The 26,844-nt window shown below is 61.0% G+C and carries 29 protein-coding genes; 26 read left to right on the top strand and 3 right to left on the bottom strand.

Annotated features, from left to right (window positions below; translation table 11 throughout):
- The coding region (locus tag E8Q41_RS01310) for a GDP-mannose 4,6-dehydratase (RefSeq protein WP_137153700.1) at positions 1 to 151 on the bottom strand (151 nt) is incomplete at its 3' end.
- A 242-nt stretch (positions 152 to 393) separates the two neighbouring features.
- Entirely contained in the window at positions 394 to 1,116 is a 723-nt protein-coding gene (gene lexA / locus E8Q41_RS01305; protein WP_137153685.1) for a transcriptional repressor LexA, read from the bottom strand.
- Between the two features lie 309 nt (positions 1,117 to 1,425).
- Here lexA and E8Q41_RS01300 point away from each other — a divergent pair, with 309 nt between their 5' ends.
- Positions 1,426 to 2,559 (top strand): VOC family protein, encoded by a 1,134-nt coding sequence (locus E8Q41_RS01300; protein ID WP_137153684.1) that lies wholly within the window; start codon positions 1,426 to 1,428, stop codon positions 2,557 to 2,559.
- Between the two features lie 4 nt (positions 2,560 to 2,563).
- Positions 2,564 to 3,406 (top strand): 3-deoxy-8-phosphooctulonate synthase, encoded by an 843-nt coding sequence (gene kdsA, locus E8Q41_RS01295; RefSeq protein WP_137153683.1) that lies wholly within the window; start codon positions 2,564 to 2,566, stop codon positions 3,404 to 3,406.
- 102 nt (positions 3,407 to 3,508) lie between these two features.
- On the opposite strand, the gene E8Q41_RS01290 is transcribed toward kdsA, so the two are convergent.
- The gene (locus E8Q41_RS01290; protein ID WP_137153682.1) at positions 3,509 to 5,485 is read right to left on the bottom strand and encodes a methyl-accepting chemotaxis protein; all 1,977 of its coding nucleotides are present in this window, start codon (positions 5,483 to 5,485) and stop codon (positions 3,509 to 3,511) included.
- A gap of 348 nt (positions 5,486 to 5,833) precedes the next feature.
- Between E8Q41_RS01290 and eno the strand changes: the two genes are divergently transcribed.
- The 24 genes from eno (at position 5,834) to nuoI (ending at position 26,813) form a co-directional block, all read left to right on the top strand.
- Positions 5,834 to 7,108, top strand: coding sequence for a phosphopyruvate hydratase (eno, locus tag E8Q41_RS01285; protein WP_137153681.1), 1,275 nt, complete (start codon positions 5,834 to 5,836; stop codon positions 7,106 to 7,108).
- Positions 7,109 to 7,255: 147 nt separating this feature from the next.
- Positions 7,256 to 7,564, top strand: a complete 309-nt coding sequence (locus tag E8Q41_RS01280; protein WP_137153680.1) for a septum formation initiator family protein — start codon at positions 7,256 to 7,258, stop codon at positions 7,562 to 7,564.
- A 207-nt stretch (positions 7,565 to 7,771) separates the two neighbouring features.
- On the top strand, positions 7,772 to 8,824 hold the full coding sequence (gene pdhA / locus E8Q41_RS01275) for a pyruvate dehydrogenase (acetyl-transferring) E1 component subunit alpha (protein ID WP_137153679.1): 1,053 nt from the start codon (positions 7,772 to 7,774) through the stop codon (positions 8,822 to 8,824).
- Between the two features lie 99 nt (positions 8,825 to 8,923).
- Positions 8,924 to 10,303 carry a pyruvate dehydrogenase complex E1 component subunit beta gene (locus E8Q41_RS01270; RefSeq protein ID WP_137153678.1) on the top strand — a complete coding sequence of 460 codons (1,380 nt, stop codon included), beginning with the start codon at positions 8,924 to 8,926 and terminating at the stop codon, positions 10,301 to 10,303.
- A 15-nt stretch (positions 10,304 to 10,318) separates the two neighbouring features.
- Positions 10,319 to 11,644: a pyruvate dehydrogenase complex dihydrolipoamide acetyltransferase gene (locus tag E8Q41_RS01265; RefSeq protein ID WP_137153677.1), complete on the top strand. Its 1,326-nt coding sequence runs from the start codon at positions 10,319 to 10,321 to the stop codon at positions 11,642 to 11,644.
- Positions 11,645 to 11,860: 216 nt separating this feature from the next.
- Positions 11,861 to 12,115, top strand: a complete 255-nt coding sequence (locus E8Q41_RS01260) for a hypothetical protein (RefSeq protein WP_137153676.1) — start codon at positions 11,861 to 11,863, stop codon at positions 12,113 to 12,115.
- 53 nt (positions 12,116 to 12,168) lie between these two features.
- A complete protein-coding gene (locus E8Q41_RS01255) occupies positions 12,169 to 12,807 on the top strand; it encodes an SGNH/GDSL hydrolase family protein (protein WP_137153675.1) in 639 nt (212 codons plus the stop codon).
- 94 nt (positions 12,808 to 12,901) lie between these two features.
- Positions 12,902 to 13,171: a YdcH family protein gene (locus E8Q41_RS01250; protein ID WP_137153674.1), complete on the top strand. Its 270-nt coding sequence runs from the start codon at positions 12,902 to 12,904 to the stop codon at positions 13,169 to 13,171.
- A gap of 74 nt (positions 13,172 to 13,245) precedes the next feature.
- Positions 13,246 to 14,691 carry a dihydrolipoyl dehydrogenase gene (lpdA, locus tag E8Q41_RS01245; protein WP_137153673.1) on the top strand — a complete coding sequence of 482 codons (1,446 nt, stop codon included), beginning with the start codon at positions 13,246 to 13,248 and terminating at the stop codon, positions 14,689 to 14,691.
- Positions 14,692 to 14,767: 76 nt separating this feature from the next.
- Positions 14,768 to 15,025 carry a GlsB/YeaQ/YmgE family stress response membrane protein gene (locus E8Q41_RS01240; RefSeq protein ID WP_137153672.1) on the top strand — a complete coding sequence of 86 codons (258 nt, stop codon included), beginning with the start codon at positions 14,768 to 14,770 and terminating at the stop codon, positions 15,023 to 15,025.
- 109 nt (positions 15,026 to 15,134) lie between these two features.
- Positions 15,135 to 16,103 (top strand): lipoyl synthase, encoded by a 969-nt coding sequence (gene lipA, locus E8Q41_RS01235; protein WP_137153671.1) that lies wholly within the window; start codon positions 15,135 to 15,137, stop codon positions 16,101 to 16,103.
- 24 nt (positions 16,104 to 16,127) lie between these two features.
- Entirely contained in the window at positions 16,128 to 16,409 is a 282-nt protein-coding gene (locus E8Q41_RS01230) for a type II toxin-antitoxin system RelE/ParE family toxin (RefSeq protein ID WP_137153670.1), read from the top strand.
- 7 nt (positions 16,410 to 16,416) lie between these two features.
- Positions 16,417 to 16,713: a HigA family addiction module antitoxin gene (locus tag E8Q41_RS01225; RefSeq protein WP_137153669.1), complete on the top strand. Its 297-nt coding sequence runs from the start codon at positions 16,417 to 16,419 to the stop codon at positions 16,711 to 16,713.
- A 397-nt stretch (positions 16,714 to 17,110) separates the two neighbouring features.
- Positions 17,111 to 17,476 (top strand): NADH-quinone oxidoreductase subunit A, encoded by a 366-nt coding sequence (locus tag E8Q41_RS01220; protein ID WP_137153668.1) that lies wholly within the window; start codon positions 17,111 to 17,113, stop codon positions 17,474 to 17,476.
- The gene (locus tag E8Q41_RS01215) at positions 17,467 to 18,051 is read left to right on the top strand and encodes an NADH-quinone oxidoreductase subunit B (RefSeq protein WP_137153667.1); all 585 of its coding nucleotides are present in this window, start codon (positions 17,467 to 17,469) and stop codon (positions 18,049 to 18,051) included. The genes E8Q41_RS01220 and E8Q41_RS01215 overlap by 10 nt, the downstream gene beginning before the upstream one ends.
- 8 nt (positions 18,052 to 18,059) lie before the next feature.
- Positions 18,060 to 18,665 (top strand): NADH-quinone oxidoreductase subunit C, encoded by a 606-nt coding sequence (locus E8Q41_RS01210; RefSeq protein WP_170976313.1) that lies wholly within the window; start codon positions 18,060 to 18,062, stop codon positions 18,663 to 18,665.
- 66 nt (positions 18,666 to 18,731) lie between these two features.
- Positions 18,732 to 19,922, top strand: coding sequence for an NADH-quinone oxidoreductase subunit D (locus tag E8Q41_RS01205; RefSeq protein ID WP_137153665.1), 1,191 nt, complete (start codon positions 18,732 to 18,734; stop codon positions 19,920 to 19,922).
- Positions 19,922 to 20,170 carry a hypothetical protein gene (locus tag E8Q41_RS01200; protein ID WP_137153664.1) on the top strand — a complete coding sequence of 83 codons (249 nt, stop codon included), beginning with the start codon at positions 19,922 to 19,924 and terminating at the stop codon, positions 20,168 to 20,170. The genes E8Q41_RS01205 and E8Q41_RS01200 overlap by 1 nt, the downstream gene beginning before the upstream one ends.
- A gap of 15 nt (positions 20,171 to 20,185) precedes the next feature.
- Positions 20,186 to 21,277, top strand: coding sequence for an NADH-quinone oxidoreductase subunit E (locus E8Q41_RS01195; RefSeq protein ID WP_137153663.1), 1,092 nt, complete (start codon positions 20,186 to 20,188; stop codon positions 21,275 to 21,277).
- A 10-nt stretch (positions 21,278 to 21,287) separates the two neighbouring features.
- Positions 21,288 to 22,592, top strand: coding sequence for an NADH-quinone oxidoreductase subunit NuoF (gene nuoF / locus E8Q41_RS01190; RefSeq protein WP_137153662.1), 1,305 nt, complete (start codon positions 21,288 to 21,290; stop codon positions 22,590 to 22,592).
- A 5-nt stretch (positions 22,593 to 22,597) separates the two neighbouring features.
- A complete protein-coding gene (locus E8Q41_RS01185; protein WP_137153661.1) occupies positions 22,598 to 23,134 on the top strand; it encodes a 5' DNA nuclease in 537 nt (178 codons plus the stop codon).
- A 1-nt stretch (position 23,135) separates the two neighbouring features.
- Complete coding sequence (gene nuoG / locus E8Q41_RS01180) at positions 23,136 to 25,217, top strand: NADH-quinone oxidoreductase subunit NuoG (RefSeq protein WP_137153660.1); 2,082 nt, start codon at positions 23,136 to 23,138, stop codon at positions 25,215 to 25,217.
- 22 nt (positions 25,218 to 25,239) lie between these two features.
- Positions 25,240 to 26,283: an NADH-quinone oxidoreductase subunit NuoH gene (gene nuoH, locus E8Q41_RS01175; protein WP_137153659.1), complete on the top strand. Its 1,044-nt coding sequence runs from the start codon at positions 25,240 to 25,242 to the stop codon at positions 26,281 to 26,283.
- Between the two features lie 38 nt (positions 26,284 to 26,321).
- Positions 26,322 to 26,813 (top strand): NADH-quinone oxidoreductase subunit NuoI, encoded by a 492-nt coding sequence (nuoI, locus tag E8Q41_RS01170; protein WP_137153658.1) that lies wholly within the window; start codon positions 26,322 to 26,324, stop codon positions 26,811 to 26,813.
- The last annotated feature ends 31 nt before the right edge of the window (positions 26,814 to 26,844 follow it).

Genomic DNA, 26,844 nt, shown 5'->3' with positions numbered 1-26,844 from the left:
TGAAGGAGGAGGAGCGGCGCTTGATGCCATGGACGATATAGCCCTTGCTCAGCAAGAGTTCGGCGAGATAGGCTCCGTCCTGCCCGGTGATGCCGGTGATCAGCGCTACCTTCTTCTTGTTGTCGCTCAATGAAGTCTCCCCTGGAAACAGTGTGATGGCGCGATTGCGCCGCCAGAGCCGCTAAGCAGGGATTCTGGCGGTAAAATGTCCAAACCCGCGTCCTCAAAAATATGCGAGCCTGAAACGACGGTCACGCGGCTTCGCTGTCCTGGCGAAGGCCGCGCGACAGTTTGCATATTTAAATGCGCGACAAACTGCAACGGTTCCGAAAAACGCCGGCCCGATATGGCTAACGGCCGGAAAAATGAAAGCCGGGACCAAGCCCGGCTCCATCAATGATAACGGCGGATGAGACCCACCAGCTTGCCCTGGATCTTGACCCTGTCTGGTCCGAAGATGCGGGTCTCATAAGCGGGGTTGGCAGCCTCGAGCGCGATTGATGCGCCCTTGCGGCGGAAGCGCTTCAGCGTGGCTTCCTCATCGTCGACCAGCGCCACGACGATATCGCCCGGGCTGGCCGTCGAACCGTTGCGGATGATGACGGTGTCGCCGTCGAGAATGCCGGCCTCGATCATCGAGTCGCCCTTCACCTCCAGCGCGTAATGTTCCCCGGAGCCGAGCATGGTCATCGGCACGGCGATCTCGTGGGTGTTGTTCTGGATCGCCGAAATCGGCACGCCGGCCGCGATGCGGCCCATCACCGGAACATTGACGCTCGATCCCGCGTCGTCATTGGCGGCTGCCTTGGGCGCGGGCTGCGGCTGGGGCTTGCCGAGCGATCCCTCGATGACGCTGGGGGAAAAACCGCGGGTGACCGGCGGCTTGAGACTGGGAGAATAGGCCTCCGGCAGCTTGATCACTTCGAGCGCGCGCGCCCGGTTCGGCAGACGACGGATGAAGCCTCTCTCCTCGAGCGCGGTGATCAGGCGATGGATGCCGGATTTCGAGGCGAGGTCCAGCGCATCCTTCATTTCGTCGAAAGACGGCGGCACGCCTGACTCCTTCATTCGCTCGTGAATGAACAGCAGTAATTCCTGTTGTTTTCTGGTCAGCATCGGCGCCCCCCGGAGAATCGCGAATGAAACAAATCTGGAACAGACGGTATCTGTTCTTTTTATGTTCCGCAAGCGTTTTCAACGTTCGCTCGGGGGTGGGCGGGATGGCTTTTGACTTCCGGCTGCTATTGGAGTCGCGAACATTATGTTGGAATGGCTGCGATGCTCGCTGTGTCACCGCGGTGCCTGCCGCGAGCTTTCGATGCGTATCAGCCAATCGTTCGCGCGACATGCGAGAACTGCAAAACGTCCCCTCTGAGCGAAACCGTGGCTCGACGCCATGCATAGCCATGCATAACAGTGTCTGGAATGGTCTGGCTGCCGCGCAATCGCGATACAAGGGACATCTTGCTGGGCATCACATTGGCGCGGCCGGTCTCCAACTTGATATGGCGCGCCGGTCTAAAATGGAGATATTCCAACTGTCGGCTGCGCCCGCGGCGACCGGTTCCAGTCTCGCCGTTTCTTCACCGGCGGCTCGGCAGGTTTGATTCCAACATTGGAGCTGAGGAGCAAATCGGCTTGCCGGAAAAGGCGGAAACATGCGAAAGGCTCGTTAACGGAAAGGCCTTGCGCATGAGCCCTCTCGATCATCTCGTCTTGCCGGTCGCCGATCTATCAGTCGCGCGAGCTCGGTTGTCTACGCTCGGCTTCTCGGTCGCCGCCAATGGCCTGCATCCATTCGGTACGGAAAATTGCTGCGTCTATTTCGCCGATAACACATTCATAGAGCCTTTGATGATCGGAGACAGATGCGCCTATGACGCGGCTTCTCTAGCTGGCAATCGGTTCGTGCTCGGCGACCAGGGTTTCCGGGCAAATCATGGGGGTGAAGGGCTCTCGGCTGTTGTGTTCGGTTCTGACGACGCACAGGGCGACCACGCCCGGTTCGTTGCCGCCGGTTGCTCCGCCGGCGAGATGCTGGATTTCTCCCGGCTGTTGGTTTTTCCCGACGGTCAGCGCCTGAATGCGAGCTTTCGGCTGGCGTTCGGCGAAACGGGCAGCGCAAGCGATATCTTTGTCTTCACCTGTCAGCGGATCAACATTCTCCCCGCCGATCGCACTGCGCTGGTGGAGCATCCTAATGGCGTCGTCGGCATTCAGGCGGTCGTGCTCGTTGCTGATGAGCCGGGCCGCATCCACAGTCTTTTGACGGTTGCGGCAGATGGCGAAACGATGGCTATGGGGTCTGATGCCGGCGCCCGATCTGAACGAGATCGCATTCATGTCTTGACGCCAGCGGCGCTTGCCGACACCTATGGGCTCGAATTGCGGGAAGAGACCGGCGTAACCGGCCGTCTCATCGTTTTCGCAGTGACATCGATGGTCGGTCTCCGCGCCAAACTTGCTATGGCGGGGATCGATCATTTCATGAACGGAGCCATGCTGCTTGTTCCGCCGGTCGCGGGTCAGGGCGTGGCCTTCGCATTTTCGGAGGTATGAACCTGTGACCACAAACAACAGCACCGTGACGGTGGGCGAGGGCTCCCGCAAGGTTTCGTTTTCAAATTCCGGTCGCCTGTCGATCATTGCCGGCCCCTGCCAAATGGAGAGCCGCGACCACGCCTTCATGATCGCCGGAACCTTGGTCGAGCTCGCCGATCAACTGGGTTTCGACCTTGTCTACAAGTCGTCCTTCGATAAGGCCAACCGCACCTCACTCACCGGCAAGCGCGGCATCGGGCTGGAAAAGGCCATGGAGGTCTTCGCCGATCTCAAGGCCGAGTATGGCTTTCCCGTGCTGACCGACATCCATACCGAAGAGCAGTGCGCTCTGGTTGCGCCGACGGTCGATATTCTGCAGATCCCGGCCTTCCTGTGCCGTCAGACCGATCTGCTGGTCGCCGCCGCCAAGACCGGCCGCGCCATCAATGTCAAGAAAGGCCAGTTCCTGGCTCCCTGGGACATGAAGAATGTGCTGGCGAAGATCAATGGCAGCGGCAATCCGAATGCGCTGCTCTGCGAGCGCGGCGCATCCTTCGGATACAACACGCTGGTTTCGGACATGCGATCGCTGCCGATCATGGCGGCCATGGGCGCGCCGGTGATCTTCGACGCCACCCATTCGGTGCAGCAGCCGGGCGGTCAGGGCGCGTCAACGGGTGGTGACAGGGCGATGGTGCCGGTGCTCGCGCGCGCGGCCGTCGCGGTCGGCGTGGCCGGCGTATTCATGGAAACCCATCAGGATCCCGACAATGCGCCGTCGGACGGCCCGAACATGGTTTATCTGAAGGATATGCCGGCGCTGCTGGAAAAGCTGCTTGCGCTGGATGCGCTCGCCAAGAGCTGAGTTGCGCGGCACTTATGCCTAATGGTCAAAGCAGGAGGCCCGCGCAGCGATGCGCGGGCCTCCTGGCCAAGATACACTTCGCTCGGTAAGCCGGCGCAGCGGTCAGAACTCTTCCCAGGCGCCGCCGGCCGGTTGGGCGGCTGGCTTGGCGGTGAATGCGCTGGCGATCCTGGCGCCGAGAGCGCGAGCCGGCGAGGGGCGCGCAGCGCGCGTTGCGCTGGGGGCCGCTGTCGGCCGCATGGGCGTCTGGACCCCGATTGGTCGTACAGGCGCGCTCTGGGCGTTGTTCGCTGCGCTATTGCCCAGCCTGAACGCACCCACCACGCCGCCAAGGCTTTCGGTCTCCTTGTAGAGGGCGTGACAGGCGGCGCTTGTTTCTTCCACCATCGCCGCATTCTGCTGCGTCGTCTGGTCGAGCAGGCTCATCGATTGCTCGATTTCATTCACCGCATTGGCCTGTTCGCCAGAGGATACGCTGAGACCGTTGATGAGGGTCGACACGTTGCGCACGCGGCTGTCGATGTCGACGAGCACCTCTCCGGTCTTGTTGACCAGCGCCACCCCGTTGGAAACCTGTGCGGCGGATGTCGAGATCAGCGCCTTGATTTCCTTGGCCGCATTCGCCGAGCGCGAAGCGAGTTCGCGAACCTCCTGCGCGACCACGGCAAATCCCTTGCCCGCTTCGCCGGCGCGGGCGGCCTCGACGCCGGCGTTCAACGCCAGAAGATTTGTCTGGAAGGCAATTTCATCGATGACATTGATGATCTGGCCGATCTGGCGCGATGATCCCGCAATGCCCTCCATCGCCGTGATCGCTTCCTGTACGATTGCCGAGGAGCGTTCCGTCGACTGTGCTGTCTCGGTCATCAATACGCCCGCCTGTCGCGTTTGTTCCGACGCCGTGCGGACTGTGGTGGTGATCTGCGACAGGGCGGCGGCGGTCTCCTCGATCGTCGAAGCCTGCTGTTCGGTGCGCTTGGCCAATTGTTCGGTGGCCGAGGAAATTTCCCCGGTGCTGTCGCGGACGACGGACGTGATCGTCGAAATCCGCGTCATCGATTCCGACAAAGCGGCGCCGCTGGCGTTGAAGGCCTGGCGGAGATTTTCATAAGCCTCGGCAAAGGGTTCATCGATGCGGTAACCGAGATCGCCGCCTGAAAGCTTCTCCAGGCCCTCGGTCAATTTCGAGATGACATGCCGACGCTTGGCGTCTTCGATCTCCTTGGCGGCCACGTCCTGGCGATCACGCTCGAGCTCGGCGATTTTCGCCGCCTCATTGTATTTGCGCTGCTGCTGGCGCTCGATGGCATTCTGGCGGAAGATTGCGACCGATTGCGCCATGGCGCCGATCTCGTCGGCGCGGGATGCAAAGGGAACCTCCCTGCTGTAGTCGCCTGTGGCGAGCACGCCCATATAGCTTTTCATCGCATCGAGCGGCTTGATCGCCCGCGATCTCAGCACCCAGAGCCCGGCAAGAAACAACAGGATCGACCCGCCGGCGGAAGACAAGGCCAGGGTGGTCAGCTGGACGGAGCTCTTGTCGGCGTTGGCTTCTGACTTGGCGAGGAAGGCGTTTGAGGCGTCCACCACTTCCGCCACGGCAGCACGGTGAATGTAGAAAGCGTCCATCAGCGCATCGAGCGCCGCCATGCGAACATCCGGATCCGAAGATTTGAACGCGCTCTTGATGTTGTCATCGATGATGCGCCAGAACTTGTCGCCGGTCGCCATGACTTTGTTTTCCAGCTTCGTCTTGATCTCGGCCGGCAGGCCGGACTGCCGCCAGTAATCCCGCCGCGCGACGTAATCCTTCTGCAAAGCCATGATTTTTTCGAGATTTTGCGGCCCCCGCTCCGGATGGTACATGCCTTCGGTGGCGAGCATGTAGGACTCGACCACGAACAAGGGAGGCGGAAGAATATCCGCGATCAAATCCTTGCCGTAGACGATTTGCTCATATTCGGGCCCCCGAACCTTGAGATGTTCGAGCGCAAAATGCTGAATGCCTGTCGAAAAAATCAGTCCGGCCGTAACAAGCGCTCCGAAGAGCACCAAAAGCCTGGAAATTGTCATGCGCATGAAATCCCCCGGAAACCATGCGTCGGCTTTACTGCCGCGCATAAAACTTAAACTCAAGGCAAAATATTGATATGTGCGACTTACGGAATGGTTAATAAATCCCTCGCCTTGCGGTATTATTTTTGACAATATGCATATTACGCCCTCAATGGTTTTGTGAGAATTTTATAATGTGCTCTGGGGTCGAGATCGCGATACCGCACCCGCAGGAATCCATGCCTGCGCCGCTTTGATACGGCCTCGAATTAAATCGTTTCAGGTTGCGCCCGCCATTGTTTTTTTGCAGAAACGGGATAATGCAGGGAACCGGAAACACTCTCTCAACCTCATAAACGCAAGGAAGAGCATATGACCGCTATCGTTGACATTCTGGCTCGGGAAATTCTCGACAGCCGCGGCAATCCCACCGTGGAAGTCGATGTGCTCCTGGAGGACGGCAGCCTCGGTCGCGCCGCGGTTCCGTCGGGCGCCTCCACCGGCGCGCATGAAGCGGTCGAACTCCGCGACGGCGGCAAGCGCTATCTCGGCAAGGGCGTCGAAAAGGCCGTCGAAGCCGTCAACACCGAGATCTTCGACGCGATCAGCGGCATGGACGCCGAAGACCAGGTCGAAATCGACATGGCGATGATCGAACTCGACGGCACGCCCAACAAGGGCCGCCTCGGCGCCAACGCCATCCTCGGCGTCTCGCTCGCCGTCGCCAAGGCCGCGGCGCTCGCCTCCGGCCTGCCGCTCTATCGTTATGTCGGCGGCGTCAACGCCCGCGCGCTGCCCGTGCCGATGATGAACATCATCAATGGCGGCGCTCATGCCGACAATCCGATCGACTTCCAGGAATTCATGATCATGCCCGTCGGCGCCGAATCGCTGAAGGACGCCGTGCGCATGGGTTCGGAAGTGTTCCATACGCTCAAGAAGGAACTGTCGTCGCAGGGCCACAACACCAATGTCGGCGATGAAGGCGGCTTTGCCCCGAACCTCGCATCTGCTCCCGCCGCGCTCGACTTCGTGATGAAGTCGATTGAAAAGGCCGGCTACCGCCCGGGCGAAGACATGTTCCTGGCGCTCGACTGCGCCTCGACCGAATTCTTCAAGGACGGCAAATACGACATGCATGGCGAAGGCAAGGTGCGCGAGCCGGCTGAAATGGCCGCCTATCTGGCCGAACTCGTCAACAACTACCCGATCATCTCGGTGGAAGACGGCATGGCCGAAGACGATTGGGAAGGCTGGAAGATCCTGACCGACTTGGTCGGCTCCAAGTGCCAGCTGGTCGGCGACGACCTGTTCGTGACCAACTCGACCCGCCTGCGCACCGGCATCGAGAAGAAGGTGGCGAACTCCATCCTCGTCAAGGTCAATCAGATCGGCTCGCTCACCGAGACGCTCGACGCCGTCGAAACGGCCCACAAGGCCGGCTACACCGCCGTGATGTCGCACCGTTCGGGTGAAACCGAAGATTCGACCATCGCCGATCTCGCCGTCGCCACCAATTGCGGTCAGATCAAGACCGGTTCGCTGGCCCGTTCGGACCGCACCGCCAAGTACAACCAGCTGATCCGCATCGAGCAGGAACTCGGCTCGGCCGCGATCTTCGCCGGTCGTTCGATCCTCAAGCGCTGATCAGGCTGACGCCTTCGACGAAAAGGGCCGGCGCGGAGATTTCCGCGCCGGCCTTTGCATTTTCAGGCTTGCGGCGATTTATGCTAAACGCTCGGTTAAAGAATTTGCGTCACACTGCGCTTTGTCGTTTTGCGTCAAAGGCATGTCATGTGGACCAAACATCATAAGCGGCGGCATTGGGGCCGTCTCATCACGCCCATACTCACAATCGCTTTCTGCAGTTATTTCGGCTACCATTCCATTCATGGCGAACTCGGCCTCAACGCGACCAAGGAATTCGAGCGTCGCCGTATCGAGCGCGAGGCGGAGCTTGCCCAACTCGTGAAGACCCGCGAGGACCTTGAGAGACAGGTGTCACTGATGAGTGACGGCTCCCTCGAGAAGGACATGCTCGACGAAAAGGCGCGCTATTCGTTCAATGTCAGTCGCGCAGACGAGATCGTGATTTTCAAATGAGATTTTCCCGTTTTGGGAGAAATGCTGCATCGCAATAACCATGTTGCGATGCATGGTTGAATTAACCGAAATCTAGTTAATAATTACTTTTTTGTTGATTTTCATAGGCTTGCGCCGAATGTCCGCCATGCATTTATGGCATTGCTAGGGCGGTCAATATTTCTTATGCTCGCCCCAAAATCGAACGCCCATAGGGAGGCTTTCTGGATGGCAGCGCGTAAGGTCGCGTCTACTCCTGCTCGCAAACTCGCAAGCGGCAAATCTCAAAAATCAGAAGGAAAAGCGATGATCGCAGAATTCGATCGTGATCAGGAGCTCAAGGCGTATCGCGAGATGCTTCTCATCCGCCGCTTCGAAGAAAAGGCGGGCCAGCTCTACGGCATGGGCTTCATCGGCGGCTTCTGTCACCTTTACATCGGCCAGGAAGCTGTCGTCGTCGGCATGCAGATGTCGCTGGTCGAAGGCGACCAGATGATCACCGGTTACCGCGATCACGGCCATATGCTCGCCATGGGCCTGAGCGCCCGCGGCGTCATGGCCGAACTGACCGGCCGTCGCGGCGGTCTGTCCAAGGGCAAGGGCGGCTCGATGCACATGTTCTCGAAAGAGAAGCATTTCTACGGCGGCCACGGCATCGTCGGCGGTCAGGTGTCGCTGGGCACCGGTTTGGCCTTCGCCAACGCCTATCGCAACAACGGCAACATCTCCTGCGCCTTCTTCGGCGACGGCGCCGCCAACCAGGGCCAGGTTTATGAGAGCTTCAACATGGCTGCTCTCTGGAAGCTGCCGGTGGTTTATGTCGTTGAAAACAACCGCTACGCCATGGGGACCTCGGTCAATCGCGCCTCGGCCCAGACCGATTTTTCCCAGCGCGGCGCGTCCTTCGGCATTCCCGGCATACAGGTCGACGGCATGGATGTGCGCGCTGTGAAGGCCGCGACCGATGAAGCGGCCGAGCACGCCCGTTCCGGCAAGGGTCCGATGATCCTGGAAATGCTGACCTATCGATATCGCGGTCACTCCATGTCCGACCCGGCGAAGTACCGCTCCAAGGACGAAGTGCAGAAGATGCGCTCCGAGCACGATCCGATCGAACAGGTGCGCCTGCGCCTTCTGGAAAAGAACTGGGCGACGGAAGACGATCTCAAGGCGATCGACAAGGATGTCCGCGACATCGTTGCCGACTCGGCCGATTTCGCCCAGGCGGACAAGGAGCCGGATGCGTCCGAGCTCTACACCGACATCCTGCTCGACGCGTGAGGCGACTCTGGCCGGCGTCCGCCGGCCGCTTCGCTCCGCCAGCATCAATTTCGCGGCCGGCCGAGGTCGCCGCACACGATACACCAGGTGAGGAACACCATGCCGATTGAGATTCTCATGCCCGCGCTGTCGCCGACCATGGAGGAAGGCACGCTCTCCAAATGGGTGAAGAACGAAGGCGATGCCGTGAAGTCTGGCGATGTCATCGCCGAGATCGAAACGGACAAGGCCACGATGGAAGTGGAAGCTGTCGATGAAGGCGTGATCGGCAAGCTGCTGATCGCCGCCGGCACCGAAAACGTCAAGGTCAACACGCCGATCGCGGTTCTGCTTCAGGATGGCGAAAGCGCCGACGCTATCGGCCCCGCAGCGCCTGCCGCAGCCCCGGCTGCCGCAGTTGAAGCGCCTGCCGCCGCTGCACCGGCCGCCGCCGCCCCCGTTCCGGCTGCGCCGGCTGGCCAGACGCTGTCTGATCCGGCCATCCCGGCTGGCACTGAAATGGTGCCGACCACCGTGCGCGAAGCGCTGCGCGACGCCATGGCCGAGGAAATGCGCGCCAATCCCGACGTCTTCGTCATGGGCGAGGAAGTGGCGGAATATCAGGGCGCCTATAAGGTGACGCAGGGCCTCCTGCAGGAATTCGGCGCCAAGCGCGTCGTCGACACCCCGATCACCGAACACGGCTTTGCCGGCATGGCGGTGGGCGCGGCGATGACGGGCTTGCGTCCGATCGTCGAATTCATGACCTTCAACTTCGCCATGCAGGCGATCGACCAGATCATCAATTCCGCCGCCAAGACGCTCTATATGTCGGGCGGCCAGATGGGCGCTCCGATGGTGTTCCGCGGCCCGAACGGCGCAGCCGCCCGCGTCGGCGCGCAGCACTCGCAGTGCTACGCCGCCTGGTACAGCCATATTCCGGGCCTCAAGGTCGTCATGCCCTATACGGCCGCTGACGCCAAGGGACTGCTCAAGGCTGCGATCCGCGATCCCAACCCGGTGATCTTCCTCGAAAACGAAATCCTCTACGGCCAGACCTTCGACGTGCCGAAGCTCGACGATTTCGTGCTGCCGATCGGCAAGGCGCGCATCCACAAGGCCGGCAAGGACGTCACCATGGTGTCCTTCGGCATCGGCATGACCTACGCCATTAAGGCGGTCGCAGAACTCGAAAAGATCGGCATCGACGTCGAACTGATCGACCTGCGCACCATCCGTCCGATGGACCTGCCGACCGTTATCGAATCGGTGAAGAAGACCGGTCGCCTCGTCGTCGTCGAAGAAGGCTTCCCGCAGAATTCGGTCGGCGATTTCATCGCCAACCGCGTCAACCGCGAAGCCTTCGACTATCTCGATGCGCCCGTGATCACCATCGCCGGCAAGGACGTGCCGATGCCGTATGCGGCGAATCTCGAAAAGCTGGCTCTGCCGAATGTCGGCGAAGTCGTCGATGCGGTCAAAGCCGTCTGCTACAAGTAAGAGGGAGGCAAGGTCATGCCGATCAATATCACCATGCCGGCGCTCTCTCCGACGATGGAAGAGGGCAATCTGGCCAAGTGGCTGGTCAAGGAAGGCGATACGGTGAAGTCCGGCGACGTGATCGCCGAGATCGAAACCGACAAGGCGACCATGGAAGTGGAAGCCGTCGATGAAGGCGTCGTCGCCAAGCTCGTCGTTCCCGCCGGAACCGAAGCCGTCAAGGTCAACGCCGTGATCGCCATCCTCGCGGTCGATGGCGAGGACGTCGCCGCAGCCGCTTCGGGTGGCGGCGCCGTTGCCCCCAAGGCTGACGCTGCGCCTGCGCCCAAGGCTGAGGCAGCTCCGGCTGCCGCCCAGGCTCCGACCGCTGCTGCGCCTGCCGCCGCGCCCGTCGCCCACGGCGATCGCGTGTTCTCCTCGCCGCTGGCGCGTCGTCTGGCCAAGGAAGCTGGCCTCGACATCAAGCTGATTTCCGGCTCCGGCCCGCGCGGCCGCGTCGTGAAGTCCGACGTCGAAAAGGCTGTCTCCACCGGCGGCGCCAAGCCTGTAGCAGCTGCTCCGGCGGCAGCGCCGCAGGCCGCCGCCGCTCCGCTCGCCAAGGGCATGAGCGAGGACGCCGTGCTGAAGCTGTTCGATCCCGGCTCCTACGAACTCGTGCCGCATGACGGCATGCGCAAGACGATCGCCAAGCGCCTGCAGGAAAGCAAGCAGACCATCCCGCATTTCTACGTGTCGGTGGATTGCGAACTCGACGCGCTGCTCGCGCTCCGCGCCCAGCTCAACGACGCAGCTCCCGTCAAGGACGGCAAACCGGCCTACAAGCTGTCGGTCAACGATATGGTGATCAAGGCCATGGCGCTCGCGCTGCGCGACGTGCCGGACGCAAACGTCTCCTGGACCGACCAGAACATGGTCAAGCACAAGCACGCCGATGTCGGCGTCGCCGTGTCGATCCCGGGCGGACTGATCACGCCGATCATCCGCTCCGCCGAGCTCAAGAGCCTGTCGGCCATCTCCAACGAGATGAAGGATCTCGGCGCCCGCGCCAAGAGCCGCAAGCTGAAGCCGGAGGAATATCAGGGCGGCACTACCGCCGTGTCCAATATGGGCATGATGGGCGTCAAGAACTTCGCCGCCGTCGTCAACCCGCCGCACGCCACGATCCTTGCGGTCGGCGCGGGCGAGGAGCGGGTCGTCGTCAAGAACAAGCAGATGGTCATCGCCCAGGTGATGACGGTCACGCTCTCGACCGACCATCGCTGCGTCGACGGCGCGCTCGGCGCCGAACTCCTGGGCGCCTTCAAGCGCTACATCGAAAACCCGATGGGGATGTTGGTTTAAGACCCTTCGGCGGCGTCATCCTCGGGCTTGTCCCGAGGATCTGCCTTCGGAGTATTGCGGCGCTGACGCGTCGGTGGAGACGTGGTTAGATCCTCGGGACAAGCCCGAAGATGACGAATGGAGATTTTTCTGCCGGCATCGACCTGGAACGGTGAATTGTGGAATTGCAGACGCCATCTATAATGTTGGTTGAACCAAGCTCTAAGGAGACGCGCAATGGCCAAGGAACCCGATGACATGGTGATGCCGATGCTTCGCGAGATGCGGGCTGAAATGCGGGAGCAGTTCTCCGATATGAGAGAGCAGTTTTCCGTTGTGAATGCTCGCCTCGACAAACTGGAAGCAGGCCAGAAGAGCATTCGCCACGCGCTGACTGCCGACACCATGATGTCGAAATACATGATCGGCGATTTCGAGGAGCGGATCAGCGATCTCGAACGCAAGGTCGAAGACCTGATAAAAGCAAAATAGCAATAGCGCTTCGGGCGAAAGCACGAAGGCTCGAAGCGGATGGTTTGAGCAGCATGAAAACAGTTCTCGCCTATGGCGACAGTCTGACCTGGGGTGTGGATGCGGAAAACCGCACCCGTCACGCCTATGAGAATCGCTGGCCGTCCGTTCTGCAGAAGGCGCTGGGGCATGGAGTGAGGGTGATCGCCGAAGGGCTGAACGGCCGCACCACCGTCTATAGCGACTACACTGCCGATTGCGACCGCAATGGCGCCCGCGTGCTGCCGACTATTCTACACACGCATGCGCCGCTCGATCTCGTGATCATCATGCTCGGCACCAATGACCTGAAGCCGGTTTACGCCAACAACGCCGTCGTGGTCGGGCATGGAATCAAGCGACTGGTCAGCCTCGTGCGCAGTCACGTCTGGCCGGTGGAGATGGAGACGCCCGATATCCTGATCGTCTCGCCGCCGCCGCTGTGTGAGACCGACGATCCGCTTCTGGGGCCGATGTTCTCCGGTCGAATCGAGGAGAGCCATATGCTGGCCTCCGTCTATGCCGATCTCGCCGACGAACTCGAATGCGGCTTCTTCGACGCCGGATCGGTGGCCAAAACCACGCCCGTCGACGGCGTGCATCTGGACGCCGAGAATACCCGCGCGGTGGGCAAGGGCCTGGAGCCCGTTGTCCGCATGATGTTGGGGCTCTGACGCCTGATTGTGATCAACGAGGCTTGATCGTGATCAAGGAGGACTGACGCGGAGTGATTAACCTGATCCCGAACTCGCAAGAAGGAGAGGGACCATGTCGAACACACCGCATGAACTGGCCGCCGAATTTCCCGCCTATGTCGCGCAGATGCGGCATCTCAAGGAGACGGATGGTCATTTCGCCCGGCTGTATGACCGCTATCACGAGGTCAACAGGAAGGTTCACCGGGCGGAGACAAATATCGAGCCGCTCGATGACATGACCGTCATCGAACTCCGCAAGCAGCGGATGCAGCTCAAGGATGAAATTTACGGGATGCTGGCTCGTCACGAGCCGGAAGCCGAAGCGCTCGAAGCCAATTGAGCGACACACGGGCTTCCACATCCCCAAGGGCTTCCGGGTGACGGAGGCCCGTCACACGAGGAGTGGAAACGCCCATGTCGAATGCATATGACGTCATCATCATCGGTTCCGGCCCTGGAGGCTATGTGACCGCGATCCGTTCGGCCCAGCTGGGCCTGAAGACGGCCATCGTGGAGCGCGAGCATCTCGGCGGCATCTGCCTCAACTGGGGCTGCATCCCAACCAAGGCGCTCTTGCGTTCGGCCGAAATCCTGGATCACGCCAATCACGCAAAGAGCTTCGGCCTGACGCTGAACGGCACGATGACGGCTGACGTCAAGGACGTGGTCGCGCGCTCCCGCGGCGTCTCCGCCCGCCTGAATGGCGGCGTGGCTTTTCTCATGAAGAAGAACAAGGTCGACGTGATCTGGGGCGAGGCCAAGCTGACCAAGCCCAACGAAATCGTCGTGGGCAAGATGACCAAGCCGGTGGTCGAGCCGCAGAACCCGGTGCCGAAGGGCGTGCTGGGCGAGGGGACCTACACCGCCAAGCACATCATCGTCGCCACCGGCGCCCGTCCGCGCGCGCTGCCGGGCATCGAGCCGGATGGCAAGCTGATCTGGACCTATTTCGAAGCGATGAAGCCGGACTTCATGCCGAAGTCGCTGGTGGTGATGGGCTCGGGCGCAATCGGCATCGAATTCGCCTCCTTCTACCGCTCCATGGGTGTGGATGTGACCGTTGTCGAGCTGATGCCGAACATCATGCCGGTGGAAGACGTGGAAATCTCCACCTTCGCCCGCAAGCAACTGGAAAAGCGCGGGCTGAAGATCATCACCGAGGCCAAGGTGTCCAAGGTCGACAAGGGCGCCAGTTCCATCACCGCCCATGTCGAGACCAAGGACGGCAAGGTGCAGCAGATCACCGCTGACCGCCTGATCTCCGCCGTCGGCGTGCAGGGCAATATCGAAAATCTCGGTCTTGAAGCGCTCGGCGTGAAGACCGACCGCGGCTGCATCGTCATCGACGGCTATGGCAAGACCAATGTGCCGGGCCTCTACGCCATCGGCGACGTCGCGGGCCCTCCGATGCTGGCCCACAAGGCCGAGCATGAAGGCGTCATCTGCATTGAGAAGATCGCCGGCGTGCCGGGCGTGCATCCGATGGACAAGGCGAAGATCCCGGGCTGCACCTACTGCAATCCGCAGGTCGCCTCGGTCGGTCTCACCGAAGCCAAGGCGAAAGCCGAGGGCCGCGAGATCCGCGTCGGCCGCTACAATTTCAACGCCAACGGCAAGGCCATCGCGCTCGGCGAAGACCAGGGCATGATCAAGACCATCTTCGACAAAAAGACCGGCGAACTGATCGGCGCGCATATGGTCGGGGCCGAAGTGACCGAACTCATCCAGGGCTTCGTGGTGGCGATGAATCTCGAAACCACCGAGGAAGAACTGATGCACACGATCTTCCCGCATCCGACGCTCTCGGAAATGATGAAGGAAAGCGTGCTCGACGCCTATGGGCGTGTGCTGAACGCCTGATCGGGGCCGGATATGGAACTCTTGCGCCATTCACCCGTTTCGTCCGCGTCGAGTATTCGAAACGGGGACGTAAAACATGGATTTGAATGGCGTAGGATTTCTGGGCGCGGTCATTGTCGGCGGCGTTGCCGGCTGGCTTGCGGAAATGTTCATGAAGTCCAATATGGGACTGATCATGAACATCATTCTCGGGATCGTCGGCGCAGCGCTTCTGAACTTCGTGCTGGCCTTGCTCGGAATTTACACGGGCTCGGGTTGGCTGGTCTATCTTCTCGTGGGCTTCGTGGGAGCCTGCATTCTCATTGCGATCGGACGCGCGCTCAGGCGCGGTTGATTTCCCGATCCCTTGGACCTAAGTGTGCCGAGGCCGCCGCATTTTGCGGCGGCCTCTTTTTGTTTTCTGAAGCCATCCGGCCTCGGCCGGTAGCGAAACGGGGGCCCGAATGGTCACGATCCTCGACACGGTGAACACGGAAAAGCGCGTCCGGCATCCGGAGAAGGCGCATCGACCAGATACCGAGGTCATGCGCAAGCCGGAGTGGATCCGCGTCAAGGCCCCGGTGTCCAAGGGCTATCAGGAAACCCGCGAACTGGTGCGCGAGCACAAGCTGGTGACGGTCTGTGAAGAGGCGGGCTGCCCGAATATCGGCGAGTGCTGGGACAAGAAACACGCCACCTTCATGATCATGGGGGAGATCTGCACGCGCGCCTGCGCCTTCTGCAACGTCTCGACCGGCCGGCCGCTGCCGCTCGATCTCGAAGAGCCCGCCAATGTCGCCAAGGCGGTCAAGAAGATGGGGCTCAGCCATGTCGTCATCACCTCGGTCGATCGCGACGATCTGGCCGACGGCGGCGCCGAGCATTTCGAAAAAGTGATCTTCGCCATCCGTGAGGCTTCGCCGGACACCACGATCGAAATTCTCACACCCGACTTCTTGAAGAAGCCCGGCGCGCTGGAGCGCGTCGTCGCCGCCAAGCCCGATGTCTTCAACCACAATCTCGAGACCGTGCCCGGCAACTACCTGACAGTTCGTCCCGGCGCGCGCTATTTCCACTCCATCCGCCTCTTGCAGCGGGTGAAGGAGCTGGATCCGACCATGTTCACCAAGTCCGGCATCATGGTGGGCCTCGGCGAAGAGCGCAACGAAGTCCTGCAGCTGATGGACGACCTGCGCACCGCCGACGTGGACTTCCTGACCATCGGCCAGTATCTGCAGCCGACCCGCAAGCACCATCAGGTGATGGCTTTCGTGACGCCTGATGAGTTCAAATCCTATGAGACGGTCGCCTATGCCAAGGGCTTCCTGATGGTGTCGTCGAGCCCGCTCACCCGTTCCTCCCACCATGCCGGCGATGATTTCGCCCGGCTGAAGGCGGCGCGCGAGAAGCTGGTGCTGGCCAAGGCTGGTTAAGATTGTTTCGGGAGCCTTGCCGATATGATACAAGGCTTTCGAGACAAGCGGACAGAAGAACTCTTTCGAGGTAGAGTAGCAAAGGGCATCCCTTCCGACGTCGTGGCCAGAGCGCGCCGAAAGCTCATGAGCATAAACGCAGCACATGTGGTCGAGGACCTTCTGGCGCCGCCGGGAAACCGATTGGAAAAGCTTGCTGGAAACAGGTCTGGCCAGTTTTCTATCCGCGTAAACGACCAGTGGCGGATCTGCTTCCGGTGGAGCAATGGCGACGCATACGACGTCGAGTTCTGTGATTATCATTGAGGCGGCCATGAAGTTCATTCCCGACGAGCCGATTCATCCGGGTGAAATCCTCGAACAGGATTTCATGGCCGACTTCGATCTCTCTCCTGATCTCCTGGCTGCCGCACTCGGCGTCTCCCCGGATGCTTTGCGGCCGGTGCTGGTCGGCGCATCGCCGCTGACCGCCGAGCTTGCGCTTCGACTGGCGCGATATTTTGGAAATACCCCCGAGTTTTGGCTAAATCTGCAGCGGACATTCGATCTCGCGCTAGCATTGAAAAATGTCCGTGATCTCGACTCCATAAAGCCGGTTTCCGTCGCTTGACGGCTTCAAACTCTTGCAACGCAGCATGACGTTGCGGCAGCTCCATGACCTCACGCAACGTAAGTCTCGCCTGAACAATTTGCGCCGGATCCGGTGAGTCTCCGGAGACGTCCAACACCTTTTTGTAATCACCCAATTTTCGCCGAATTTCATCGGGATGGTAGGGTTCAGGAGTGAGCAAATTAAATCGTTTTTAACCTCTTGAAGCCCCTGAAACGGGGGCAATAAACGTGACCCTGCGCAAAATTTTCGCAGGGGGTGATTATTGTTAATCTGCGCTTGCTTCTCCCCCCTAGCTGCGCTAACCACGTCGCGTTGCAACAATTTTCGGCTATGCCGGAGCGGTGATGCGCACTCGCGCGCCTCCCATCGCGCGGCGCGGCGGGGTTGGATTGAAATGACTGCACTTCTTGGCTCTTACCTGCCAATCGCCATCTTCATCGGAATAGCTTTGGTCATCGGTTTGGCGCTCCTCGTGACGCCGTTCCTGGTCGCCTATCGCGCCCCCGATTCGGAAAAGCTTTCCGCTTATGAATGCGGCTTCAACGCGTTCGACGATGCGCGCATGAAATTCGACATCAGGTTCTATCTCGTGTCGATCCTCTTCATCATTTTCGACCTGGAAGTGGCCTTTCTCTTCCCTTGGGCCGTATCATTCGGCGCGATCGGCTGGTTCGGCTTCTGGTCCATGATGGTGTTCCTGGGCGTGCTGACCATCGGCTTTATCTATGAATGGAAGAAGGGAGCGCTCGAATGGGAGTGACATCCGCTAATTCGACCCTCGTCGCCCCGCAGCCTAAGGGCCTCGTCGATCCGTCGACGGGCCGGGCCCTGGGCGCCGACGACCAGTTTTTCGGCGAGATCAACAATGAGCTCGCCGACAAGGGCTTTCTGGTGACGTCCACCCAGGACCTGATCACCTGGGCTCGCACCGGTTCGCTGATGTGGATGCAGTTCGGCTTGGCCTGCTGCGCCGTCGAAGGCCTGATGCAGGCTTCCGGTCCCCGTTACGACATGGAGCGCTTCGGCGTAGCTCCGCGCGCCTCGCCGCGCCAGTCGGACGTGATGATCGTCGCCGGCACGCTGACCAACAAGATGGCGCCCGCGCTCCGCAAGGTTTACGACCAGATGCCCGAGCCGCGTTACGTGATCTCGATGGGCTCCTGCGCCAATGGCGGTGGCTACTATCACTATTCCTATTCGGTGGTGCGTGGTTGCGACCGCGTCGTTCCGGTAGACGTCTATGTGCCGGGCTGTCCCCCCACTGCCGAAGCGCTGCTTTATGGCGTGTTGCTTCTGCAGAAAAAGATCCGCCGCACTGGCACGATCGAGCGCTGAGGACCGGATTGATGACGACTGCTCTCGAAGATCTCTCCATCTACCTGCGCGAAACCCACGGCGACGCCATTCTCGGCGTCAGCACGGCGCTCGGTGAACTGACGATCGAAGTTGCCGCTGAAAGTTACGTGCCGGTGCTGAAGTTCCTGCGCGATGATCCGCGCTGTCGCTTCCTGAATTTCATCGACACCTGCGGTGTCGACTATCCGCAGCGCGAAAAGCGCTTCGATGTCGTGACGCATCTCCTCTCTGTCCACAAGAACCTCCGCATCCGTGTCAAGGTTCAGTTGGGTGAGGACGAGGTTCTCGAATCCGCCACGGGCCTGTTCCTGGGCGCTGACTGGTTTGAGCGCGAAGCCTACGACATGTACGGCATCCTGTTCTCCGGCCATCCGGATCTGCGCCGCATCCTCACGGACTATGGGTTCGAGGGTTTCCCGCTGCGCAAGGACTTCCCGATGACCGGTTTCGTCGAAGTCCGTTATGACGACATGGTCAAGCGGGTTGTCTATGAGCCCGTCCAGCTTCGCCAGGAAATGCGCAGCTTCGATTTCCTTTCGCCCTGGGAAGGCACGGACTACGTGCTGCCGGGCGACGAGAAGAAAAGTCAGTAAGGCAGGGGCAGGGCGGCCAGTGGGCCGCCGGCCTTTTTGCGATGATGCGATCTGGGGTGCATCCAAATGGCAGAACATAACGTCCGCAATTTCACCATCAACTTCGGGCCAGAGCATCCGTCCGCGCACGGCGTGCTTCGTCTGGTGCTCGAGCTCGATGGCGAAATCGTAGAGCGCGTCGACCCGCATATCGGACTGCTGCATCGCGGCACCGAGAAGCTGATCGAATCCAAAACCTATCTACAGGCTTTGCCCTATTTCGATCGTCTCGACTATGTCGCGCCGATGAACCAGGAACATGCCTATTCGCTGGCCGTCGAAAAGCTCCTCGGTCTCGAAATCCCGATGCGTGGTCAGCTGATCCGCGTGCTCTATTCTGAAATCGGCCGCATCCTGTCGCACATCATGAACGTGACGACGCAGGCCATGGACGTTGGCGCGATGACGCCGCCGGTCTGGGGTTTCGAAGAGCGCGAAAAGCTGATGGTGTTCTATGAGCGCGCTTCCGGCGCCCGCATGCACGCAGCCTATGTTCGCCCCGGCGGCGTCCATCAGGACATCCCGGAAAAGCTCGTCGAAGATATCGGCAACTGGTGCGATCCGTTCATCAAGACGCTCGACGACATCGAAGGCCTTCTGACCGACAACCGTATCTTCAAGCAGCGCAACGTCGACATCGGCGTGATCTCGCTCGAAGACGCGCTGTCCTGGTCGATGACCGGCGTCATGGTGCGCGGCTCCGGCGGCGCCTGGGACCTGCGTCGTTCGCAGCCCTATGAATGCTATTCCGATCTCGAATTCGATATCGCCGTCGGCAAGAACGGCGACTGCTATGACCGCTACCTGATCCGCATGTATGAAATGCGCCAGGCCGTGCGGATCATGAAACAGTGCGTCGAGCTCTTGAACGGCAAGCACAGGATCGGTCCGGTTTCGGCGATCGACGGCAAGGTCGTTCCGCCGAAGCGCGGCGAGATGAAGCGGTCGATGGAAGCGCTCATCCATCACTTCAAGCTCTACACCGAAGGCTACCACGTTCCGGCCGGTGAGGTTTATGCCGCCGTCGAAGCCCCCAAGGGCGAATTCGGCGTCTATCTCGTCTCCGACGGCACCAACAAGCCGTATCGTTGCAAGATCCGCGCGCCGGGTTTTGCGCATCTGCAGGCGATGGACTTCCTCTGCAAGGGCCATCAGCTTGCCGACGTGACCGCCGTTCTCGGCTCGCTCGACATCGTGTTCGGGGAGGTCGACCGCTGATGATCCGGCTTCTGGCCTCGCTTCTTCTCGTTTCCGCTGCAGCGTCCTCGCTTGCGGCGGAAGGCGGCATTGTCGCCGATAGTGAAGGCGCGAAGACAGAAATCGGCAAGCTGATCGCCGACGGATACGAGATCAAGGCGGCTGTGCCGAACGGCAAGCGCTTCGTCGTGTTCCTGCAGAAAGACTCAACAGCCTATGCCTGCGAAATGTCCTCCCTGGCACAATCGCAGTGCGGCCAGATAAATTGATAGGGCGTCTATAACATGTCCGTACGTCGCTTAGCCGAAGACAGCGTTCAGCCAGCCAGCTTCGCCTTCAACCCGGAAAATGCTGTCTGGGCGGAAGCCACCATCAAGAAATACCCTGAGGGTCGTGAGCAATCGGCGGTGATCCCGCTGTTGATGCGCGCCCAGGACCAGGACGGCTGGGTGACCAAGGCCGCGATCGAAAAGATCGCCGACATGCTGGGCATGGCCTATATCCGCGTCCTCGAAGTCGCGACCTTCTACACCCAGTTCCAGCTGCAGCCGGTCGGCACGCGCGCTCATATCCAGGTCTGCGGCACGACGCCCTGCATGCTGCGCGGCGCGGAAGACCTGATTTCGGTCTGCAAGTCGAAGATCCATCACGATCCGCATCATCTCAACGAAGACGGCACGCTGTCCTGGGAAGAAGTGGAATGTCTCGGGGCCTGTGTGAACGCGCCGATGATCGCGATCTTCAAGGACACCTATGAGGACCTGACCGCGACCCAGCTTGAGCACATCATCGATCGCTTCAAGGCCGGCAAGGGCTCCGACATCAAGCCGGGTCCGCAGGTCGACCGTATTTTCTCCGCGCCCGCAGGCGGCCTGTCGTCGCTGACCGAAGAAATTCCGCCGGCTCCGAAGTCGGAAGCGCTGACCGGCGTTCCGGCGGCCTCCGAGCAGCCGGCTCAGCCCGCCCAGACGCCGCCGTCGAATGCGGCCAAGCCCGACACCAGCGCGCCGGAGACCGATCCCAAGCTGAAGACGCCCGCCGACGGCAAGTCGGCAGAGCCTGACGCCGCCGTCAAGTCCGCCAAGCCGGCGCTCGACGATCCGAATCGTCCTGCCGGCGTCGACAAGCCGGAAAAGCCGGATGATCTCCAGCTGATCTCCGGCATCGGCCCCAAGATCGAGGCGACGCTGAACTCCATCGGCATTTACACCTATGCCCAGGTCGCCGCCTGGGGTCCTGCCGAGCGCGAATGGGTTGACGGTTACCTCAACTTCAAGGGCCGTATCGAGCGCGACGATTGGGCGCGCCAGGCCAAAGCGCTGGCCGATGGCGGCGAAGAAGAATATATCAGGGTCTTCGGTAAGAAGCCGCGGTAAGGAATGAGCCATGCTGACTGACAAGGATCGTATTTTTACCAATATCTACGGCCTCAAGGACAAGTCCCTGAAGGGCGCAATGGCGCGTGGCCATTGGGACGGCACCAAGCAATTGCTGGAAAAAGGCCGTGACTGGATCATCAACGAAGTGAAGGGGTCGGGTCTTCGCGGTCGCGGCGGCGCAGGCTTCCCGACCGGCCTGAAGTGGTCCTTCATGCCCAAGGAAAGCGACGGACGCCCGCATTACCTCGTGGTCAATGCCGACGAGTCCGAGCCCGGCACCTGCAAAGACCGCGAAATCATGCGTCACGATCCGCATACGCTGATCGAAGGCTGCGTTGTGGCGTCTTTCGCCATGGGCGCGCATACCGCCTATATCTATGTCCGCGGCGAGTTCATCCGCGAGCGCGAGGCCCTTCAGGCCGCGATCGACGAATGCTATGACGCCGGCCTGCTCGGCAAGAACAACAAGCTCGGCTACGATATCGACATCTTCGTGCATCACGGCGCCGGCGCTTACATCTGCGGCGAAGAAACCGCGCTGCTCGAAAGCCTCGAAGGCAAGAAGGGCCAGCCGCGCCTGAAGCCGCCGTTCCCGGCCAATATGGGTCTCTATGGCTGTCCGACGACGGTGAACAACGTCGAATCGATCGCCGTGACCCCGACCATTCTGCGGCGTGGCGCTGGTTGGTATTCGAGCTTCGGCCGCCCGAACAACGCCGGCACCAAGCTGTTCTCGGTCTCCGGCCATGTGAACAAACCCTGCACCGTCGAAGAAGCGATGTCGATCACCTTCGAAGAGCTGATCGAAAAGCATTGCGGCGGCATTCGTGGCGGCTGGGACAATCTGCTCGCCGTCATCCCCGGCGGCTCGTCGGTGCCTTGCGTGCCCGGCGCGCAGATGCGCTCGGCGATCATGGATTACGACGGCCTGCGCGAACTAGGCTCCGGCCTCGGCACCGCCGCCGTCATCGTCATGGACAAGTCCACCGACATCGTCAAAGCCATCTGGCGCCTCTCCGCTTTCTACAAGCATGAGAGCTGCGGCCAGTGCACGCCCTGCCGCGAAGGCACGGGCTGGATGATGCGCGTGATGGAGCGCATGGTGAAGGGCCAGGCGCAGAAGCGTGAAATCGACATGCTGTTCCAGGTGACCAAGCAGGTGGAAGGCCACACGATCTGCGCGCTCGGCGACGCAGCCGCATGGCCGATCCAGGGTCTGATCAAGCATTTCCGTCCGGTGATGGAAGAGCGGATCGACCAGTACACCCGCAACGCCATGGCGCATGGAGCGGTGCTCGAAGCGGCGGAGTAAGCGAGATGGACAGTGGCGGGACGGAGAAGCAAGGCAAGACCGACAACGGGTCGTCCGCCCGCTCTCCGGAGCTTGCTGCACTGTCCGCCCGCATGCTGGCCGAACAGGCTTCGATGCTGCAGGTGATGACGGCTTTCAGCATGCAGATGGCGGGGGCCTTCATGGGGGCCGTCGCCAATGCGCTGGAGAGGAAAGGGGAGGACAACGCCTCCGCCGATCCCGTCGCGCCGGAAGAGCCTGTGACGAAGGCGCCGGAGCCGCAGCAGGAGCCTGTCGCGGCGAAGCCCGAGGCCAAGGTCAAGGCGCCGGCCGCGAAGAAGGTTCGCAAGCCGGCGCCCAAGGGGCCGGATGATTTGAAGAAGATTTCGGGCCTTGGTCCGAGATTGGAAAAAGTGCTCAACGGCATGGGCGTCACGACTTACGCGCAGATTGCGACCTGGTCGGACGAGGATGTGCTGAGAATGGATGAGACGCTTGGCCTCGATAACCGGATTGTCCGGGATCAATGGGTCAAACAAGCGAAAGCGCTGTTGGAAGGCTGAAATGGCGAAGCTGAAAGTTGACGGAAAAGAGATCGAGGTCCCGGATCATTTCACGCTGTTGCAGGCGTGCGAAGAGGCTGGCGCCGAGGTTCCCCGGTTCTGTTTTCACGAGCGACTGTCGGTCGCCGGCAATTGCCGCATGTGTCTGGTCGAGGTGAAGGGCGGCCCGCCGAAACCGGCGGCCTCCTGCGCCATGGGCGTGCGCGACATTCGCGGCGGCCCGAACGGCGAATTGCCGGAAGTGTACACCAACACGCCGATGGTCAAGAAGGCGCGCGAAGGGGTGATGGAGTTCCTGCTCATCAACCATCCGCTCGATTGCCCGATCTGCGACCAGGGCGGCGAATGCGACCTGCAGGACCAGGCCATGGCCTTCGGCGTCGATTCGTCGCGCTACACCGAGAACAAGCGCGCGGTTGAAGACAAATATATCGGCCCGCTCGTAAAGACGGTGATGAACCGCTGCATTCACTGCACGCGCTGCGTCCGCTTCACCACCGAAGTCGCCGGCATCACCGAACTCGGCCTGATCGGCCGCGGCGAAGACGCCGAGATCACCACCTATCTCGAACAGGCTATGACGTCGGAGCTTCAGGGCAATGTCGTCGATCTCTGCCCGGTCGGCGCGCTGACCTCCAAGCCCTTCGCCTTTACGGCCCGCCCCTGGGAACTCGGCAAGACCGAATCGATCGACGTCATGGACGCGCTCGGTTCGGCGATACGCGTCGACACCCGGGGTCGCGAAGTGATGCGCATCATGCCGCGCGTCAACGAAGACATCAACGAAGAGTGGATCTCCGACAAGAGCCGCTTCATCTGGGACGGCCTGCGCACCCAGCGCCTCGACCGTCCTTACGTCCGCAAGGATGGCCGCCTCGTTCCGGCGTCCTGGGCGGAAGCCTTCGCGACCATCAAGGCCGCTGTCGCCAAGACCTCCGGCGACAAGATCGGCGCGATCGCCGGCGATCTGGCCACCGTCGAGGAAATGTTTGCGCTGAAGTCGCTGATGGCCTCGCTCGGGTCCGAGAATATCGATTGCCGTCAGGACGGCGCGCAGCTCGATCCGTCGCTGGGTCGCGCCAGCTACCTGTTCAACCCCACCATCGCCGGCATCGAAGACGCTGACGCGCTGCTCATCATCGGCTCCAACCCGCGCTTCGAAGCGGCCGTGCTGAACGCCCGCATCCGCAAGCGCTGGCGCCGTGGCGGCTTCCCGATCGGCGTGATCGGCGAAGGCGGCGAACTGCGCTACGACTATGACTATCTCGGCGCTGGCACGGACACGCTCAACGATCTCGTCGCCGGCAACGGCGCTTTCCTCGACAAGCTCAAGAACGCTCAGCGTCCGCTGATCATCCTCGGTCAGGGCGCGATTTCGGGCGCGGAAGGTCGCGCGGTTCTCGCCGCCGCCGCTGCGCTCGCCGAAAGCGTCGGCGCTGTGAAGGACGGCTGGAACGGTTTTGCCGTTCTGCACACCGCGGCCTCGCGCGTGGGCGGCCTCGACCTCGGCTTCGTGCCGGGCGAGAAGGGCGTCGATGCGCAAACCCAGGTCGCCACCATGGACGTGCTGTTCCTGCTCGGCGCCGATGAACTCGACTTTTCGAAGAAGAGCACGAATCTGCTCGTCTATATCGGCTCGCATGGCGACGCCGGCGCATCGCACGCCGACGTGATCCTGCCGGGCGCCGCCTACACCGAAAAGGCCGGCATCTTCGTCAACACCGAAGGCCGCGTGCAGTTCGCCAACCGCGCCAATTTCGCCCCCGGCGAGGCGCGCGAGGACTGGGCTGTGCTGCGCGCTCTGTCGGATGTTCTCGGCAAGAAGCTTCCCTTTGATTCGCTTCAGCAATTGCGGGCAAAGCTGTTTGCGGCGCATCCGCATTTCGCCGAAGAGGATACGATCGTGGCAGGCTTGGGCGACGAGGTTGTTGCGCTTGCGAAAAAACCGAGGGCAATGGCGAAATCTGCGTTTGCTTCTCCGGTCAAAGACTTCTATTTGACGAACCCGATAGCGCGTGCGTCGGCCGTCATGGCCGAATGCTCGGCCTTGGCTCGCAACAACTTCAAGGCGGCCGCCGAGTAAGGCGCGAAGGGGCTAAAGGATCATGGAACAATTTCTTTCGACCTATCTGTGGCCAGCATTGATCATGGTGGGGCAGTCGCTGCTCCTCCTGGTCTGCCTGCTCGTCTTCATCGCCTATATCCTGCTCTATGACCGCAAGATCTGGGCAGCCGTCCAGCTGCGCCGTGGTCCTAACGTGGTGGGTCCCTGGGGACTTTTCCAGTCCTTCGCCGACCTTTTGAAGTTCGTGTTCAAGGAGCCGGTCATCCCGGCCGGCGCCAACAAAGGCGTGTTCCTGCTGGCGCCGCTCGTGGCAGTGACGCTGGCGCTCGCCACCTGGGCGGTGATCCCGGTCAACAACAACTGGGTGATCGCCAACATCAATGTCGGCATCCTGTTCGTGTTCGCGATTTCCTCGCTCGAAGTCTATGGCATCATCATGGGCGGCTGGGCGTCGAACTCGAAATATCCGTTCCTCGGCGCGCTGCGCTCGGCGGCGCAGATGGTGTCCTACGAAGTCTCCATGGGCTTCATCATCGTCACCGTTCTGCTCTGCGTCGGTTCGCTGAACCTGACCGACATCGTCGTGGCGCAGCAGGACGGCCTCGGCACGCGTCTCGGCCTGCCCAGCTCCTTCCTGGACTGGCACTGGCTGGCGCTGTTCCCGATGTTCATCATCTTCTTCATTTCGGCGCTCGCTGAAACCAACCGCCCGCCCTTCGACCTTCCGGAAGCGGAATCGGAACTGGTTGCCGGCTTCATGGTCGAATACGGCTCCACGCCCTACATGATGTTCATGCTAGGCGAATACGCCGCCATCGTGCTGATGTGCGCGTTGACAACCATCCTGTTCCTCGGCGGCTGGCTGCCTCCGGTCGATTTCTGGCTGTTCAACTGGGTGCCCGGCATCGTCTGGTTCCTCCTGAAGGTCATCCTCTGCTTCACGATGTTCGGCATGGTGAAGGCGATCGTTCCGCGCTACCGCTATGACCAGCTGATGCGTCTGGGCTGGAAAGTGTTCCTGCCGCTGTCGCTCGCCATGGTGGTCATCACTGCCTTCGTTCTCAAGCTGACGGGTTGGGCATGATGTCGGGCGCAAAGTTTATTGGAAAAGGAGAATAGACGATGGCTGCTCTTTCCCAGGCTGTCCGTTCGCTGTTCCTGAAGGAATTCGTGAAGGCGCTCGGTCTCGCCTCGAGCTATTTCATCAAGCCCAAGGCGACGGTGAACTATCCGTTCGAAAAGGGGCCGGTGAGCCCGCGCTTCCGCGGCGAACATGCGCTGCGCCGTTATCCCAACGGCGAGGAACGTTGCATCGCCTGCAAGCTGTGCGAGGCGATCTGTCCCGCCCAGGCCATCACCATCGAAGCCGGCCCGCGCCGCAATGACGGCACGCGCCGCACGGTGCGCTACGACATCGACATGGTGAAGTGCATCTATTGCGGTTTCTGCCAGGAAGCCTGCCCCGTCGACGCCATCGTCGAGGGCCCGAACTTCGAATTCGCGACCGAGACGCGCGAAGAGCTTTATTACGACAAGGAAAAACTGCTCAACAACGGCGACCGGTGGGAGCGCGAAATCGCGGCGAACATCGCCATGGACGCGCCGTATCGCTGAGCGGGAACGACAAAACCCCCGGTTTCCGGGG

The organism is Rhizobium sp. FKL33 (assembly GCF_005222915.1).
Taxonomy (GTDB): Bacteria; Pseudomonadota; Alphaproteobacteria; order Rhizobiales; family Rhizobiaceae; genus Rhizobium_E.
This window is presented reverse-complemented; position numbering and strand designations above follow the sequence as displayed.

Coding starts and splice junctions, on each gene's coding strand:
- E8Q41_RS01290 (WP_137153682.1), bottom strand. CDS start 5,485: ATGCGCATGACAATTTCCAGGCTTTTGGTGCTCTTCGGAGCGCTTGTT.
- nuoH (WP_137153659.1), top strand. CDS start 25,240: ATGGAACAATTTCTTTCGACCTATCTGTGGCCAGCATTGATCATGGTG.
- E8Q41_RS01240 (WP_137153672.1), top strand. CDS start 14,768: ATGGATTTGAATGGCGTAGGATTTCTGGGCGCGGTCATTGTCGGCGGC.
- lipA (WP_137153671.1), top strand. CDS start 15,135: ATGGTCACGATCCTCGACACGGTGAACACGGAAAAGCGCGTCCGGCAT.
- E8Q41_RS01215 (WP_137153667.1), top strand. CDS start 17,467: ATGGGAGTGACATCCGCTAATTCGACCCTCGTCGCCCCGCAGCCTAAG.
- E8Q41_RS01250 (WP_137153674.1), top strand. CDS start 12,902: ATGTCGAACACACCGCATGAACTGGCCGCCGAATTTCCCGCCTATGTC.
- E8Q41_RS01220 (WP_137153668.1), top strand. CDS start 17,111: ATGACTGCACTTCTTGGCTCTTACCTGCCAATCGCCATCTTCATCGGA.
- E8Q41_RS01195 (WP_137153663.1), top strand. CDS start 20,186: ATGTCCGTACGTCGCTTAGCCGAAGACAGCGTTCAGCCAGCCAGCTTC.
- pdhA (WP_137153679.1), top strand. CDS start 7,772: ATGGCAGCGCGTAAGGTCGCGTCTACTCCTGCTCGCAAACTCGCAAGC.
- lpdA (WP_137153673.1), top strand. CDS start 13,246: ATGTCGAATGCATATGACGTCATCATCATCGGTTCCGGCCCTGGAGGC.
- eno (WP_137153681.1), top strand. CDS start 5,834: ATGACCGCTATCGTTGACATTCTGGCTCGGGAAATTCTCGACAGCCGC.
- E8Q41_RS01280 (WP_137153680.1), top strand. CDS start 7,256: ATGTGGACCAAACATCATAAGCGGCGGCATTGGGGCCGTCTCATCACG.
- E8Q41_RS01225 (WP_137153669.1), top strand. CDS start 16,417: ATGAAGTTCATTCCCGACGAGCCGATTCATCCGGGTGAAATCCTCGAA.
- E8Q41_RS01255 (WP_137153675.1), top strand. CDS start 12,169: ATGAAAACAGTTCTCGCCTATGGCGACAGTCTGACCTGGGGTGTGGAT.
- E8Q41_RS01300 (WP_137153684.1), top strand. CDS start 1,426: ATGGTCTGGCTGCCGCGCAATCGCGATACAAGGGACATCTTGCTGGGC.
- nuoI (WP_137153658.1), top strand. CDS start 26,322: ATGGCTGCTCTTTCCCAGGCTGTCCGTTCGCTGTTCCTGAAGGAATTC.
- E8Q41_RS01200 (WP_137153664.1), top strand. CDS start 19,922: ATGATCCGGCTTCTGGCCTCGCTTCTTCTCGTTTCCGCTGCAGCGTCC.
- E8Q41_RS01265 (WP_137153677.1), top strand. CDS start 10,319: ATGCCGATCAATATCACCATGCCGGCGCTCTCTCCGACGATGGAAGAG.
- E8Q41_RS01260 (WP_137153676.1), top strand. CDS start 11,861: ATGGCCAAGGAACCCGATGACATGGTGATGCCGATGCTTCGCGAGATG.
- lexA (WP_137153685.1), bottom strand. CDS start 1,116: ATGCTGACCAGAAAACAACAGGAATTACTGCTGTTCATTCACGAGCGA.
- E8Q41_RS01185 (WP_137153661.1), top strand. CDS start 22,598: ATGGACAGTGGCGGGACGGAGAAGCAAGGCAAGACCGACAACGGGTCG.
- nuoF (WP_137153662.1), top strand. CDS start 21,288: ATGCTGACTGACAAGGATCGTATTTTTACCAATATCTACGGCCTCAAG.
- E8Q41_RS01205 (WP_137153665.1), top strand. CDS start 18,732: ATGGCAGAACATAACGTCCGCAATTTCACCATCAACTTCGGGCCAGAG.
- E8Q41_RS01230 (WP_137153670.1), top strand. CDS start 16,128: ATGATACAAGGCTTTCGAGACAAGCGGACAGAAGAACTCTTTCGAGGT.
- E8Q41_RS01270 (WP_137153678.1), top strand. CDS start 8,924: ATGCCGATTGAGATTCTCATGCCCGCGCTGTCGCCGACCATGGAGGAA.
- nuoG (WP_137153660.1), top strand. CDS start 23,136: ATGGCGAAGCTGAAAGTTGACGGAAAAGAGATCGAGGTCCCGGATCAT.